This window comes from Mycobacterium sp. 23 (assembly GCF_048287075.1).
Lineage (GTDB): Bacteria > Actinomycetota > Actinomycetes > Mycobacteriales > Mycobacteriaceae > Mycobacterium > Mycobacterium gordonae_B.
The window spans coordinates 3,328,318-3,341,675 of the sequence record NZ_JBLVUX010000005.1 but is presented as its reverse complement, the minus strand read 5'-3'; the positions used below and the strand labels follow the sequence as shown (position 1 = coordinate 3,341,675).

Sequence of the window (13,358 nt, the reverse complement as noted above, 5' to 3'; positions counted from 1 at the left end):
AGCTTACCGAATTCGTCAATTCGTGGCGGCGGCTGACCCCTTGTGGGCGATCTCCGCGGTCAGCACCGGTGCGATCCAGCGGCGCAGGTAGCCGCGCAGCACTTCGCCGGTGCGCGGCGGCCGGCCGGGGTCGATGGTGAAGGACTGCAGGATCCGCAACGTGTACTCGGCGAGGTCGTCGAGGTCTGCGTCGGCGAGATTCAACTTGGTCCAGTCGACGTCCAAGCCGGCCAGGATTCCGTGGCTGAACTTGATCCCGATGTCCGAGGTGATCCCCGCTGACGCCTTCGTGAAGTCGCGCAGCAGCATCAACTGGATGTGCTTGTCGCTGGGCAGCCATTCCAGGGTGAACGCCAGGCTCTCCACCAGCGCCTCGACCGGGTCGGTGATCCCGGCGAGGTGTCTCGAGAGGATTTCGCAGAACCGCAGGCCGGAACGGGTGGCCGCGGCCTCGATGAGGGTGTTGGTACCCGGGAAGTAGTTGTAGACCGTTTGCCGGGAGACGCCCAGCGTTCGCGCCACATCGGCAATCCGCATGTCGCCGCGTTGCTCGATCGCCTCGCTGGCAGCGTCGAGGATGCGTTCGATCGCCTCGTCATCGGTCGCGGGCCTCGCGCCGCTCCACCCGTGGGTGCGCATGGCTGAGAGGTTACGGTCTGAGCGAGGCTTCCACCGAATCCGTTGTGGGCCGGAGAGAGCGGCTGCGGTCACCGGCCCCGAGGTTGGTGGTTGAAAGCAAAAAAAGAGGGCGCGGGAAAAAACACAACAATGAGGGACCGAAAGCCTCGACCTCTGTGGTCCCTCGAAACGACCGCCCGAAGGCGGGGTCCGCGCCCTCGGGAAGAACTAATCACCTCGCGGCTGTCACCGCAAATTCCGCAGGTGGACCAGTGATACCAAGCCCATGTCGCGCCGCAGGACCGCCGGCGGCAGCACATGAAATCCGCGCACCCCCGGCCGTTCGGTGGCGACTTGCACGATCTTTCGTGCGATGCGGAAGTCCAGGTCTTTGAGGACCCCCCGATCGGTTGTCGTCTGAAGGAGACCGGGCAGGCCGGGAACCGCGAACGGGCTTGTAGCGTCCAGCATGACGTTGGTGGCCAGCACGAGATGACGCGCTCGCTCGCTGACCGGCAACGGCGCCAGGGCAGACGAGGCGGCATCGATCCGGGTGGCAATGCGTCTGACGAAGCGGCTCAGTCGATTTGGCGCCAGGGTCATCGTACCGGAATGGCTGACCGACAGTCCGAGACAGTCGATGCGGTCGCGCCCGCGGTAGGTGGGATCCGCTGCGCAGGAGAGCCCATTTCCGCCGAGGGCGGTGCGGAATTCTTTTGTGGGCTTTCGCTTGACTCCCAAGTCGCCGAGCAGTGCATCAATCCGTGCATCTGCCTCGTGAAGTGCGGCGAGGTCCGGATGGGCCACGATGAAGTCATCGTTGTAACGCGCGTAGAAAATTCCGTCAATCGCCACGATTGCGGCGTCCATGGGTATGACCGCCAAATTCCCGATGATTGGTACCAGCGGGGTTCCCATCGCGGTGCCGTACAGCCGGGTGAACTCGGTGCCGTCCCGATCCCGTACTACGGGACGAGCCAGCGATGTGATCAGATCCCAGACTTCCGCCCCTAGTTCACCGGCAGGATTTCCCAGTGTTGCGACTTCTCGCAGGATTCGCCACAGCGCCGCGCCGGGGCCGACGGGCAAATCATCGCCGTAGTGTTCGAAATCTGACTGGAGGACAAAAAGGGGCGGACCCTTCACCCCCACCCGCTTGCGATGAGCACGAACAAAACCGGCAAGTGCCCGCGCGGCTGCAACATTTGTCAAGCCGGGCAGGTAGGAATAAACGCCTGGGAGGCCATGGCAGCGCGCGTTGTGAGAAAGAAGCTGGAAGAGTGCCGAGCCGACTACGTGGTCGATGAAGGCTGGTAGATGGACCGCGCGACACTTACCGTTGTATTCGCGGAAACGAAGGTCCACGGGTTGCGGACGGTATTCGCCGCTGGCGACACTGCGGGCTATCGCCCTCGAAAGCGCCCGGCGCTCGGTTGCAGTGCTGAAATATGTGACACCCCAGCCCGCCTCGCTGAACGCCAAACCACGCTCGCGTCTCTTGGCGAAAATCCGCATGATGGCGTCGTCATATGTTTTCGGCTCCGCCAGTTGCTTCTCGATGTCGACCGGTTCAGCTATCACGGCACCCCGCGGTATCTGCGTTTGCCCGGCGGAGATACCAGTCCTTGACGATTTGCAGCCAGCTTTCGAAAAGTGCAGCTTCGGGATCGTGCGGCAGCACGAACAGCAAGCGCAATTTTCCCCGGTGAAAGACCGGAGTGAGAAAGTGCCCTGACAGCGCGACAACGCTCACACCGTCTTCGAGGCAATTTACCGCGGCTGGTAATGCCCTCGCCAGCAGTCCCGTTTCAAGTCTGCGCATGTCCTGTGTTCCCTCCAGCGTTTCCAGGTCGAAGACAATTCCGTCGGTGAAAAGTGTGCGAAATTTCAACGTCAGGCTCTGTGGGCTGTCCGGTACCGTTTGATCCAGGGTCGGTATCCATTCGTCGACGCGGAGCCGGTTCAGCGCGTCTCGTCCGCCGATGATCGGCGCCTGTAAAGATTTCCCGCGGTTTGCTGCGCCGCCAGTGGCCGCCTGGAGCGCCAAATGAGGGTGGGATTCACTGTCGCCGTAGGGATCTCGTTGGTAATAAAAAAGGGTCGTCGGTGACCGGAACGCACAGTATCCCCGGCCATCAAATGTTTCCTGCATCAGCTTGACCGCAGCGGATCTTTGTTTCGCCGGGATCCACTCGGGGATCGTGATCTTGCCGACAAGCAGTGGTCCCGGCTCGTGGCCGAGTTCCCGCATCCAGTCGCCCAACGCAAGCAGGGTGGGAAGCGGTGGGGCGCGGCGGTCCCGAAGGTGCTGCAGGTTGAGGAGGACGACGAGAACCGTGACCATGGCGGCCATTACCTCAAGGAAGTCGGAGACCGGGTGCGGGTCCAGCCAGACAAGCCCCAGCAACGCCGCCCACAGCGCGACGGTTGCGATGAGCGTTCCGAAATAGCCCTCGGCAAATAAGCGGATCTGGTATATGCCGACGACGCCACGAATGACGAAGAGGGGCAGGAGGGCCACCACGAAGCTGACTGGTATGTCATGCAGAACAATTAGTCCGACCGCAGCCGCGAGTGACCAGAAGTAAAAAGAGATAAAAGGCGTTGTCAATAACAGTTTACGAAAAAAGGCGAGTTGAAAGTCGCGGAGCGCCGGGATGTGCCGTAGCCGGGCGAAGTCGAAATAGAAGAGGCCGGTGCCCTCGTATGCGCCACGGAACAATGGCAGGATCAAATAGAAGAATTGCACGGTGTCGACATGTCGCCAGGCCGGCACGCCCGCAGTCAGGTCGAGGGCCCGGGCGTCGGTCCGGTATATGCCCAGTACGGTGAGGACGACCAAGGCGTCGAGACGTAGACCGAGTCCCGCCGTGGTTGTCTTCAACGCTAGCCAGGGCGGTATCCGCGGCAGGGCGCGGAAACCTTCCCGAGCCGCGCCGGATTTCGGCCAAAGGCCCATCAGCCGATAAATTCTGAGCGTGTAGTGAACGGTGATCCAAATACCAATCGCATTTGACGTGACGATCGCGATGATGATTGCCGCGGTCGGGTACCAATAGAAGCCGGTACTGAGCACCACCAGCTGCACGACAGTCGGCGCGAGCAACGACCAGAAAGGTCGGTAAATTCGGCGCGTGGCGTATATGCCGGAATGCAGCACCCGGACCGTCAAGCGCACCGCAGTTTCCACGATGATCAGGAAGGCATAGAAAAGTCCGACCGGATCGTGTCCGGACGGTAGCTGAACCGCCAGTGCGATGCCGCCAACGATTGTCAAGGCCGATGCCGCGATCATCGAGAGGACGACCCAGCTGCCGATCTCGCGCTCGGCTGCGTCCCGCTCTCCGGACTGGGAGAACGCTCTGAGCCGCTCCCGCATGATCTCAAGGAGCCCCCACCACCCGCCGCTGACGATCAGGCTGCCGACGCGCAGGATGACGACAGTGAACGCGGCGAGCCTGCCGAGGCTGGCGAGAAGGATCAGGAACTCGACGGCGTGGACGAGGAATCGCGCCGTATCGAGCAGCAGCGCGTAACGCAGACGGTAGCGGAAGTACGCGAAGATCGTGCCGGTGAGAAGGCTCGCGAAAAGAGAAACGGTGTGGTTTTGCCGGCGTGCCGTCCGGTCGAACCAACGGTCGATGCCGTTTGCCCGAGCTGTCGGACGGAGTTTCACGAACACGCGGGAACCCGGGCGGGACCTTTGGGCCAGTTCATGCAAATGGTGATTTTCAGACCTTTCTGCCGTCCATAACTGCGCCCCATGATTGTGGTGAGCCGTTTTGCGCATTGCATCAGGCCGGATCGCCCGTGTCTGACGTCAAGCCTTCTTGAGAAGATTGCAGCATGAAGCGGGGCGACGTAGCCGTAATTTCCGTATCGGCCGGATTGGCGGCGGTGGTCGCCGCGGTCATCGTTTTCAGGTTTGTGGCCGCCGATCGCTCGCCCGGTTCGTCGGTGAACGACCCCGGAACTAGCACCTCGAGCCTGCTGGTGATGACGTGGGCGCCCAGTCTTTGCAAGGTGTCGTCGTCCAGTCCGGGCTGCGCAAACGGGCACGTCAGCAAGATGGGGCGCACGTTGATTCTCCACGGACTTTGGCCGCAGCCGGCTAGCGAGCAATTTTGCGGCGTGCCAGGACGTGTCGCTGGGCGTCCCGGTGGAGAGCCCGCTGACAATTCGCCCACGCTGACTCTGCCTGAGGACGTTCAAATGCAATTGCAATCGATAATGTCGGACGCCACGACCGTAGCCCCACACGAGTGGTACCGGCATGGAACGTGTTCAGGTGTCACGCCGGCTGCTTATTTCGGCAACGCCATATCGCTCACCGAACAGGTCAGGAAAACCCTCGATCCGGTGTTCGAGGCGGCTGCGGGCGGGCATTTATCTGCCGGGGTGGTACGTGATCGCGTCGATGCCGAATTCGGCCGGGGGGCGGGCACTCGTGTTGGTTTGAAATGTCGCAGCGCTGATCGGGAAGGACTCGTAGTTTACGAGGTCCGTCTGTCGTTTCCGCCGGTCACCGAACTTGGACACGATGGCCGGACGGTGACGCTGAGGGACGCGCTGGGCAAAGGGCCGACCATACCCGCCGGCTGTCGGTCTGGACGCGTGCCATGAATTGGAGCAGCGCGAACTGTGCACCCGGGATCGCCGACTGCTAGCGCTTGACGCCCGAGGCTCGACACAAGGGCGAATCAGCTAGGGAAGGAATGGATTAAGAATCGGGGGGATGATTTTGTTGCCGGTCACTCCGGTGAGCCGGACCCAGATCTGCGCGGGGATGTTGAGCGATTGATAGACGCCGGCACCGATCCATGAGACCGGCACCTGCAGGAAACTGGGCACCGAGTGGACGATATTGGCTATCGGCTCGTATGCCAGATAGGGAATCGATGTTGCGATGGTCCGCGACACGAGAGTCGCATCGGTCAGAGGATCGGGGAAACCCTGTGCGGCGAAGTCGGCGACGAGCGCGCTGAACAAGTTGACCCCGGGATCGACGTAGGCGCCTTCGAAGGCGGGGGACGTCAGGGGTGCGCCCTGCATGTAGGGCAGCGGCGGAATGGCGAATGCATCCATGATCGTGGGCGTCGTACTGACGATCTGCCACGAGTTATTGATGAACCCGTCCCGCGCATCGTTGCCGGCTTGATCGAAGATGAGGAATGTTGCTGTCTCGCTCGGTGATTGGAAGCCGTGACCGCGGCCGAACTGGTCGGGCCCGATGTGACCGTGGTCAGTGACGACGAGGGTGGTCCATTCTTCGGTGGGATTTGCGTTCTCCCAGGCCCATACCGCTCCCAATAAGCCGCCACCGCCGTCGGTTTGGGAACCAAGATTGGCGTCCAGGTTCCGAAGAGCCAGCGCGTACTGCGGCGAGTCGCCACCATATTCATGTCCTACGTGATCGACACCTGCGAAGTACGAGAAAATGAGATTGCCCTTGTCCGGGTCGGCCAGCGAGATGGCGGTCCGGGTCTTCTGGCCGACGAGGTCCTGCGTCGCGAGCCAGTCCGTGTCGCCTGGAACCTGCGGAACGAATTCGATGTGGTCGGCGGGATGCGGTCCGGCGCCGGCGATCTCGGCTATGCCCCCGGTGCCATTGGCAATGACCGTGGTGACGACTTCGTCGCCATAGGCGGCCTCGAGCTGGTTATAGACGGTCGGCCAGTCGTCATACGTCCAGGGAGTGAAAACGTTGTTGCTCACGCCGGCTGTTTCGCCCCACACGCCGGTCTGAATGGTCGTCCACGAGGGGTTGGAGAAGCTGGTGTGTCCGATGATCGTCGACGCCGAGGTGACGCTCCGCTGCATTAACGCGTGGAAGTTCGGGGTCCCCAGGGGATCGGCCAGGATCTTGGCCAGGTTGGTGCCGTCGGTGCCGATCAGCAGGAAGTTCGCGTTCGGTGTGGCCAGCAGCAGCAGGGCGGCCTCTTCCGGCGAGGCGAACATCACGTTCGGGTAGTACATCCCGGGGTTGCCGGTCGAGCCCGGCGCACCGAACAAGGACCATGCCCGGCCGCCGATCCCGCCGGGCCCGGCGGCGATGGCGCCGCCGCCGACACCACCTGTGCCGCCCGCTCCGCCGCTGCCCCAGAACGACCCGCCCATGCCGCCGGTGCCGCCTGCCCCGCCCCGGATACCGCCGGTGCCGCCGACGCCACCGTTGCCAATCAATCCGGCATTACCGCCGCGGCCTCCTGCCTGACCCAGGCCACCGGAGGCACCCGTGCCGCCGTTGCCCCACAGGATCCCGCCGTCACCACCCGCTTGCCCGGTGCCGGGGGTGCCGTTGAACCCGTCGCCGATCAGCGGGCGACCCAACAACAAGTTCGTGGGCGCATTGATCGCATCAAGGACGTTGCCGGGCACGGCCTGCAGTGGCCTGGCATTGGCCACCTCGGCGAGCCCGTAGGCGCCGGCCGCTGCGCACATCGTGTGTGCAAACTGTTCCTGCAACGCCGCGATCTGTGCGCCGAGCGCCTGGTAGTCCCGAGCGTAGCCGGAAAACAGCGAGGCAATCGACGCCGACACCTCATCGCCGGCCGCGGCTGCCAGCGTGCTGGTCGGACCCAACGCCGCCATGTCCGCCGCCCGCAGGGAGGAGCTGATGCCCGCCGTATCCGCCGCGGCGGCTGCCAACCACTCAGTTGCCGCGACGAGATAGGACATGGTGGTCCTCCCACCCGATAGCTTCTTGGCGCATCGAAAGACGTGACGGAGCCCACACTCTACGCGATTGCGGCATTTCCCAGTGGCGACCGCAGCCCACTGTCGGCCCGCAAATTCCAGCTGTGGACACTCCCGCTAACTCTGACCCGGTGTGCTACCGCCTTCTGGCCGCGGAGTTGACTCGAATCTCAATGTCATCGGAATCCATTGCCATAGCGCCGTATTCATCGGTGACTCGCACACCAAGGGGCCGACCGGTTTCGGCATCGACGAACCGCAGCGGACCCCGGCCGCCCTGTAGGTGTTTGTCTCCCCACTGCGCCAGTGACAGGAGCACCGGCAGCAGTTCCTTGCCTGCCGGGGTCAGGTGGTACTCGTCGCGGGCGCGTCGGCCCGGTTCCTGATAGGGCACCCGTTCGATGATCCCGGCGGCTTCCAACTGCTTCACCGCCCGCGACACGGCCGGCGCCGAGGCGCCGATCCTCGCTACGAAGTCCTCGAACCGTGTTGTGCCGTAGAAGCATTCGCGGAGGACTAGAAAAGTGGTCTTGGTGCTCAGCAGGTCGAGTGTTTTCGCCATCGGGCACCCGTCGCCGACCGACCACTTGTCACGGTCGCGCAGCTTCTTCTCGAACTCCATGGCGCACCTCACATAACTAACGATTGCGTTATCCAGGATAGCGTGCTTCTATCTAAGTAACGAAAACGTTAGTCAGACGATCGGAAGGAAGTGCGAGATGGTTGCAGTAGCCGACAAGGTGGTTGTGGTGACAGGAGGCCGGCGTGGGCTCGGTGCGGCACTGGTCGACGAGGTGCTCGCGCGCGGGGCTCGCAAGGTCTACTCGACGGCGCGAAGCGCATTTACCGATGACCGCCCGCAGGTGGTCACCCGCGAACTCGAGGTCCGCGACACCGATTCGGTTGCTGCCCTGGCCCGCGCGGTCGGTGACGCCGACATCGTGATCAACAACGCCGGCATCCTCCTCCCCGGTTCACTGCTGACGGGCAGCTTCGACGACGTCACGGAAACGTTTGACATCAACGTGTTCGGGCCCTTGCGGGTGGTCCGGGCGTTCGCCCCGATTCTGGCGGCCAATGGCGGTGGCGCGGTGGTCAACGTCCATTCGGTGCTGTCCTGGCTTGCCGGCAGTGGAGCGTACGGCGCATCCAAAGCCGCGGTCTGGTCGGTGACGAACTCGCTGCGCCTCGAATTGGCATCGCAGAACACCCAGGTGGTCGGCGTGCATGCCGGATTCATCGACACCGACATGGTTGCAGACATCCCGATGCAGAAGACGACGCCGGCCGAGGTGGCCAAACGCATCGTGGACGGGTTGGAGGCCGGCGCCGTCGAGGTCCTGGTCGACGACGTCACGGTCAACGTCAAAGGCGCGCTCTCGGGCCCTGTGGAGAACCTGGCCTTCAGCCTGGCGCGTTAGGAATCATCATGCCGCTCTGGACGATTCACCATACGCCAGGTGTCTTCACCGACGAGGATAAACACGAATTGGCCACCCGGATCACCGACCACTACGAGAAAGCCGGGTTGCCCCGGTTCTACGTGATCGCGGTGTTCAAAGAGACCAGGACCGAGGACTTCTACGTCGGTGGGGAGCCGACTCAGGTCGGTGTCCGTATCGTCATCGATCACATCGCCCGGCATTCGCGCGGCACGGGTGATCGTCAGCGGATCACCCAGTGGATCAACTCCATCCTGACCCCGCTCGCCGCGGCGAAGCCCGGTCTGCACTGGGAGTTTCACGTCGATGAGACCAGCGAGGAACTCTGGATGATCAACGGTCTGGTGCCACCGCCCAGCGGCTCTGACGCTGAAAAGGCTTGGGCGCAAGCCAATGCCGCTTCACCGTACTGACGGTTGACGGTTAGGTGAGGAATGGATTGAGGATCGGTGGGATGATCTCGTTGCCGGTCACGCCGGTTAGCCGCACCCAGATCTGTGCCGGGATGTTGAGCGATTGATAGACACCGGCACCGATCCATGAGACCGGTACCTGCAGGAAGCTGGGCACCGAGTGGACGATGTTGGCTATCGGCTCGTATGCCAGATAAGGAATCGAGGCCACCAGTGTGCGCGATGTCAGGTTCGCATTGATCAGCGGATCGGGATAACCCTGTGCGGCGAAATCGGCACTGAGTGCGGTGAACAGGTTGGCTCCCGGATCAACGTAGGTTCCGGCGAATACGGGGGACGTCAGGGGTGCACCCTGCATATACGGCAGCGGTGGAATGTCGAACTGATCCATGATCGTTGGCGTCGTGCTCACGATTTGGTACGAGTTATTGATATACCCGTCGTACATGTCATTACCGGCCTGGTCCCAGATCAGGAATGAGGCTGTCTCTAACGGAGATTGGAAGCCGTGGGTGATGCCCCCCAACTGGGCGGGCCCTACCTGACCGTGGTCGGTAACCACAAGAACGGAGAATTCCTCGCCGTACATGGCCTCCCAGTCGTAAACCGCTCCCAACATGCCGCCACCGTTGAGTGTTTGGGAACCGAGGTTGGCGTCCATGTTCCGAAGCGCCAGCGCGTACTGGGGCGAATCGCCGCCGTACGCGTGCGCGTTGATGTCGGGACCCGTGAAGTACGAGAAGATGAGATTGCCTTTGGTTGGGTCAGCGGCCATGATCGCGGCTTGGGCCTTCTCGCCGACCAAGTTCGACGTCGCCAACCAATCGGTGTCGCCGGCGACCTGTGGGACAAAGTGGATGTTGTCGGCGGGGTGCGAGCCGGCACCGGCGATGTCGGTGATGACGTTCCAGTCGGCGATGACGGTGGTGTTGACCTGGTTGCCGTAGGTGGCCTCGAGTTGGTTGTACACGGTGGGCCAGTCGTCATACGTCCAAGGGGTGAAGACATTGTTAGCCACGCCCGCCGTTTCGCCCCACACACCGGTCTGAATCGTCGTCCATGACGGGTTCGAGATGGTGGTGTGCCCGACGATCGTCGACGCCGAGGTAACGCTTTGCGTCATCAACGCGTGGAAGTTCGGTGTGCCGATGGGATCGGCCAGGATCCTGCTCAGATTTGTGCCGTCCGTGCCGATCAGCAGGAAATTCGCATCTGGCGTGCTCAGCAAGAGCAGAGCGGCCTCTTCCGGCGTCGCGAAATTCACGTCTGGGTAGTAGACCCCGGTGTTGCCGGTCGCCCCGGGGGTGCCGAACAGCGACCAAGAGCGACCGCCGATCCCACCGGGCCCGGCAGCGATAGTGCCGCCACCGACTCCGCCTGTGCCGCCGAGCCCGCCACTGCCCCATAACAACCCGCCGGAACCGCCTACGCCGCCGGCGCCGCCGCGGATACCGCCGTCGCCACCGACTCCGCCGTTACCGATCAGCCCGGCATTGCCACCGCGTCCGCCGGTTTGACCCAGCCCGGCTGACGCGCCCCGGCCGCCATTGCCCCACAGGATCCCGCCGTCCCCGCCGGCTTGCCCCGTGCCGGACACGCCGTTGAACCCGTCGCCGATCAGCGGACGCCCCAACAGGAGGTTCGTGGGTGCATTGATCGCACCCAGGACGTTGTCGGCCACGGCCTGCAGCGGGCCGACGTTGGCCGCCTCGGCGACCGCATATGCCCCGCCCGCGGCACGCAGCGCTTGCGCAAACTGATCCTGCAACGCCGCCACCTGCGCACCGAGCGACTGGTATTCCCGCGCAAAGCCGGAGAACAGCAAGGAAATCGCTGCCGACACCTCATCACCAGCGGCAGCCGCCAGCCTGCTCGTCGGAGCCAGCGCCGCCAGGTTCGCCGCCTTCAACGACAAGTTGATGCCAGCCGCATCTGCCGCGGCAGTGGCTATCAATTCCGGTGCGACGAACAGATTTGACATGTTGGTCCTCGCTAACTACTTATCGGCCCTCACGGGTTGGCGGAGCCCACAATGTACAGCGATCTGCCGCACATGCTGATGTATCTAAGGGAACTCAGAGCAAACGCTTTCGCTGTCTACCGTCTACGCGAGTAGCGTCATCCTCCGTGGATTACACGGCTAGCTACCTTGCGGAGACCCGGGCTCTAGGGGAGTTGATCCGCGGCGCCGATCAGTCGACGCCGGTGCCGACCTGCCCGGGCTGGACCCTCGATCAGTTGTTCCGGCACGTCGGACGCGGCGACCGCTGGGCCGCGCAGATCGTGCGCGACCGCATGGACAGCTTCCTCGATTTCCGCAGCGTCGAAGACGGCAAGCCACCCCCGGATCTCAACGACGCAATTGAATGGCTCAACGTCGGCGCGCAGCTACTCGTCGACGCGGTCGAAGTGACCGGCGCCGACACCCCGGTCTGGACGTTCCTGGGACCCCGGCCCGCCGCGTGGTGGATCCGGCGCCGCCTCCATGAGAACGCCATTCATCGAGCCGATGCAGCCCTCGCCGTCGGCGCCGAAGTCACCCTCGACGCGGAGGCCGCGGCCGACGGGATCGACGAATTCCTGGAACGCATCGTGCTCCAGGCCGGAAAGGACGGAGCGGCGCTCCCGTTGGAGGGCGGCGACACTCTGCACCTGCACGCCACCGATCCCGGGTTGGGCGAGGCCGGCGAGTGGACGGTCGCTGTCGACGACGTCGTCGTCACGTGGTCGCACGAACACGGCAAGGGCACCGTCGCGCTGCGCGGTGGGGCCACCGAACTCCTGCTGGCGATGACACGCCGCGTCCCGCTCGCCGCCACGGGCATCGCCGTTTTCGGTGACCAAGCCGTATGGCAGAGATGGCTGGACCGCACACCTCTCTAGACTTGCACCTCATGACCACATCCGAGATCGCCACCGTCCTCGCTTGGCACGACGCTCTGAACAGCGTCGACATCGACACCTTGGTCGCTCTGTCCAGTGACGACATCGAGATCGGTGACGCCCACGGAGCCGTGCAGGGGCACGACGCGCTGCGCCGGTGGGTCAGTTCGCTGACGGCGAGGGCAGAGCTGGGCCGGATGTATGTGCACGACGGCATCGTGGTCGTCGAACAGCAGATCAGCGATCGCAACAAGCCCTTCAACGCATCGACGACCGCGTCGGCCTTCCGGGTGGTCCACGACCACGTCACTTCGGTGTTCCGGCACGCGGACCTGGCGTCGGCGTTGGCGGCGACCGAACTCACCGAAAACGACCGGGTCGACTGAGGCTGAGGAGTCAGTTATGCGCGGGATCATCCTGGCGGGCGGTTCGGGAACCCGTCTGTATCCGATCACGATGGGCATCAGCAAGCAGTTGCTGCCGGTCTACGACAAGCCGATGATCTATTACCCGCTGACCACCCTGATGATGGCCGGCATCCGTGACATCTTGATGATCACCACGCCCCACGACGCGCCCGGATTTCACCGACTCCTGGGCGACGGAACGCAATTCGGCATCAATTTGACCTACGCGGTGCAGGAACGACCCGACGGCCTGGCTCAGGCATTCGTGGTGGGCGCCGACCACATCGGCAGCGATTCGGTGGCATTGGTGTTGGGGGACAACATCTTCTACGGGCCGGGGCTGGGCACCAGCCTGAGCCGTTTCCAAACCATAAGCGGCGGAGCGGTTTTCGCCTACTGGGTGGCCAACCCGTCAGCCTACGGTGTGGTCGAATTCGACGCGGGTGGCATGGCGGTGTCGCTGGAGGAGAAGCCGGCCACCCCCAAGTCCCAGTATGCGGTCCCGGGTTTGTACTTCTACGACAACGACGTGGTCGAGATCGCCAAGGGCCTGAAGAAATCGCCCCGCGGCGAATATGAGATCACGGAGGTCAATCAGATCTACCTGAACCGCGGCCGGCTGGCCGTCGAGGTGCTGGCCCGTGGCACCGCGTGGCTGGACACCGGAACGTTCGATTCTTTGCTCGACGCAGCGGATTTCGTTCGCACACTGGAACTTCGGCAGGGACTGAAGGTCAGCGTTCCCGAGGAAGTGGCGTGGCGGTTGGGCTGGATAGACGACCAGCAGCTCGCGCAACGCGGGCAGAGCCTGATCAAGTCCGGGTACGGGAACTATCTGCTGGATTTGTTGGAGCGCAGGTGATTTAGCCCTTTCAGGGCTGGCCGGCCAACGGCCATCG

13 protein-coding genes are annotated in these 13,358 nt (G+C 63.3%); 6 read left to right on the top strand and 7 right to left on the bottom strand.

From position 1 onward, the window contains the following. Nucleotides 1–15: 15 nt before the first annotated feature. The 4 genes from ACNQS7_RS16795 to ACNQS7_RS16780 form a co-directional block, all read right to left on the bottom strand. Nucleotides 16–639, bottom strand: a complete 624-nt coding sequence (locus ACNQS7_RS16795) for a TetR/AcrR family transcriptional regulator (RefSeq protein WP_418013414.1) — start codon at nucleotides 637–639, stop codon at nucleotides 16–18. A 225-nt stretch (nucleotides 640–864) separates the two neighbouring features. Then, nucleotides 865–2,199: a hypothetical protein gene (locus tag ACNQS7_RS16790; protein WP_418013413.1), complete on the bottom strand. Its 1,335-nt coding sequence runs from the start codon at nucleotides 2,197–2,199 to the stop codon at nucleotides 865–867. Next, nucleotides 2,189–4,300: a hypothetical protein gene (locus ACNQS7_RS16785; protein ID WP_418013412.1), complete on the bottom strand. Its 2,112-nt coding sequence runs from the start codon at nucleotides 4,298–4,300 to the stop codon at nucleotides 2,189–2,191. Before ACNQS7_RS16785 ends, ACNQS7_RS16790 begins: the two co-directional genes overlap by 11 nt. A 112-nt stretch (nucleotides 4,301–4,412) precedes the next feature. Beyond that, a complete protein-coding gene (locus ACNQS7_RS16780) occupies nucleotides 4,413–4,697 on the bottom strand; it encodes a hypothetical protein (protein WP_418016264.1) in 285 nt (94 codons plus the stop codon). On the opposite strand from ACNQS7_RS16780, the gene ACNQS7_RS16775 reads away from it, so the two are divergent. Further along, complete coding sequence (locus ACNQS7_RS16775) at nucleotides 4,615–5,241, top strand: ribonuclease T2 family protein (protein WP_418016026.1); 627 nt, start codon at nucleotides 4,615–4,617, stop codon at nucleotides 5,239–5,241. The genes ACNQS7_RS16780 and ACNQS7_RS16775 overlap by 83 nt on opposite strands. Before the next feature lie 81 nt (nucleotides 5,242–5,322). Here the strand turns inward: ACNQS7_RS16775 and ACNQS7_RS16770 are convergent, their stop codons facing one another. Together ACNQS7_RS16770 and ACNQS7_RS16765 are read right to left on the bottom strand one after the other, a co-directional pair. Beyond that, the gene (locus tag ACNQS7_RS16770; protein WP_418013411.1) at nucleotides 5,323–7,296 is read right to left on the bottom strand and encodes a PE domain-containing protein; all 1,974 of its coding nucleotides are present in this window, start codon (nucleotides 7,294–7,296) and stop codon (nucleotides 5,323–5,325) included. Nucleotides 7,297–7,450: 154 nt separating this feature from the next. Beyond that, nucleotides 7,451–7,936: a winged helix-turn-helix transcriptional regulator gene (locus ACNQS7_RS16765; protein WP_418013410.1), complete on the bottom strand. Its 486-nt coding sequence runs from the start codon at nucleotides 7,934–7,936 to the stop codon at nucleotides 7,451–7,453. A gap of 97 nt (nucleotides 7,937–8,033) precedes the next feature. Here ACNQS7_RS16765 and ACNQS7_RS16760 point away from each other — a divergent pair, with 97 nt between their 5' ends. Both ACNQS7_RS16760 and ACNQS7_RS16755 read left to right on the top strand, forming a co-directional pair. Beyond that, nucleotides 8,034–8,735 carry an SDR family oxidoreductase gene (locus ACNQS7_RS16760; protein WP_418013409.1) on the top strand — a complete coding sequence of 234 codons (702 nt, stop codon included), beginning with the start codon at nucleotides 8,034–8,036 and terminating at the stop codon, nucleotides 8,733–8,735. A gap of 8 nt (nucleotides 8,736–8,743) precedes the next feature. Further along, on the top strand, nucleotides 8,744–9,169 hold the full coding sequence (locus ACNQS7_RS16755) for a tautomerase family protein (RefSeq protein WP_418013408.1): 426 nt from the start codon (nucleotides 8,744–8,746) through the stop codon (nucleotides 9,167–9,169). Nucleotides 9,170–9,179: 10 nt separating this feature from the next. On the opposite strand, the gene ACNQS7_RS16750 is transcribed toward ACNQS7_RS16755, so the two are convergent. Beyond that, nucleotides 9,180–11,150, bottom strand: coding sequence for a PE domain-containing protein (locus tag ACNQS7_RS16750; RefSeq protein ID WP_418013407.1), 1,971 nt, complete (start codon nucleotides 11,148–11,150; stop codon nucleotides 9,180–9,182). A gap of 146 nt (nucleotides 11,151–11,296) precedes the next feature. Here ACNQS7_RS16750 and ACNQS7_RS16745 point away from each other — a divergent pair, with 146 nt between their 5' ends. From ACNQS7_RS16745 to rfbA, 3 genes are read left to right on the top strand one after another with little or no spacing between them, the layout of a single operon-like run. After that, entirely contained in the window at nucleotides 11,297–12,052 is a 756-nt protein-coding gene (locus ACNQS7_RS16745; RefSeq protein ID WP_418013406.1) for a maleylpyruvate isomerase family mycothiol-dependent enzyme, read from the top strand. An 11-nt stretch (nucleotides 12,053–12,063) separates the two neighbouring features. Continuing rightward, complete coding sequence (locus ACNQS7_RS16740; RefSeq protein WP_055578239.1) at nucleotides 12,064–12,438, top strand: nuclear transport factor 2 family protein; 375 nt, start codon at nucleotides 12,064–12,066, stop codon at nucleotides 12,436–12,438. Between the two features lie 16 nt (nucleotides 12,439–12,454). After that, on the top strand, nucleotides 12,455–13,321 hold the full coding sequence (gene rfbA / locus ACNQS7_RS16735; RefSeq protein ID WP_418013404.1) for a glucose-1-phosphate thymidylyltransferase RfbA: 867 nt from the start codon (nucleotides 12,455–12,457) through the stop codon (nucleotides 13,319–13,321). The last annotated feature ends 37 nt before the right edge of the window (nucleotides 13,322–13,358 follow it).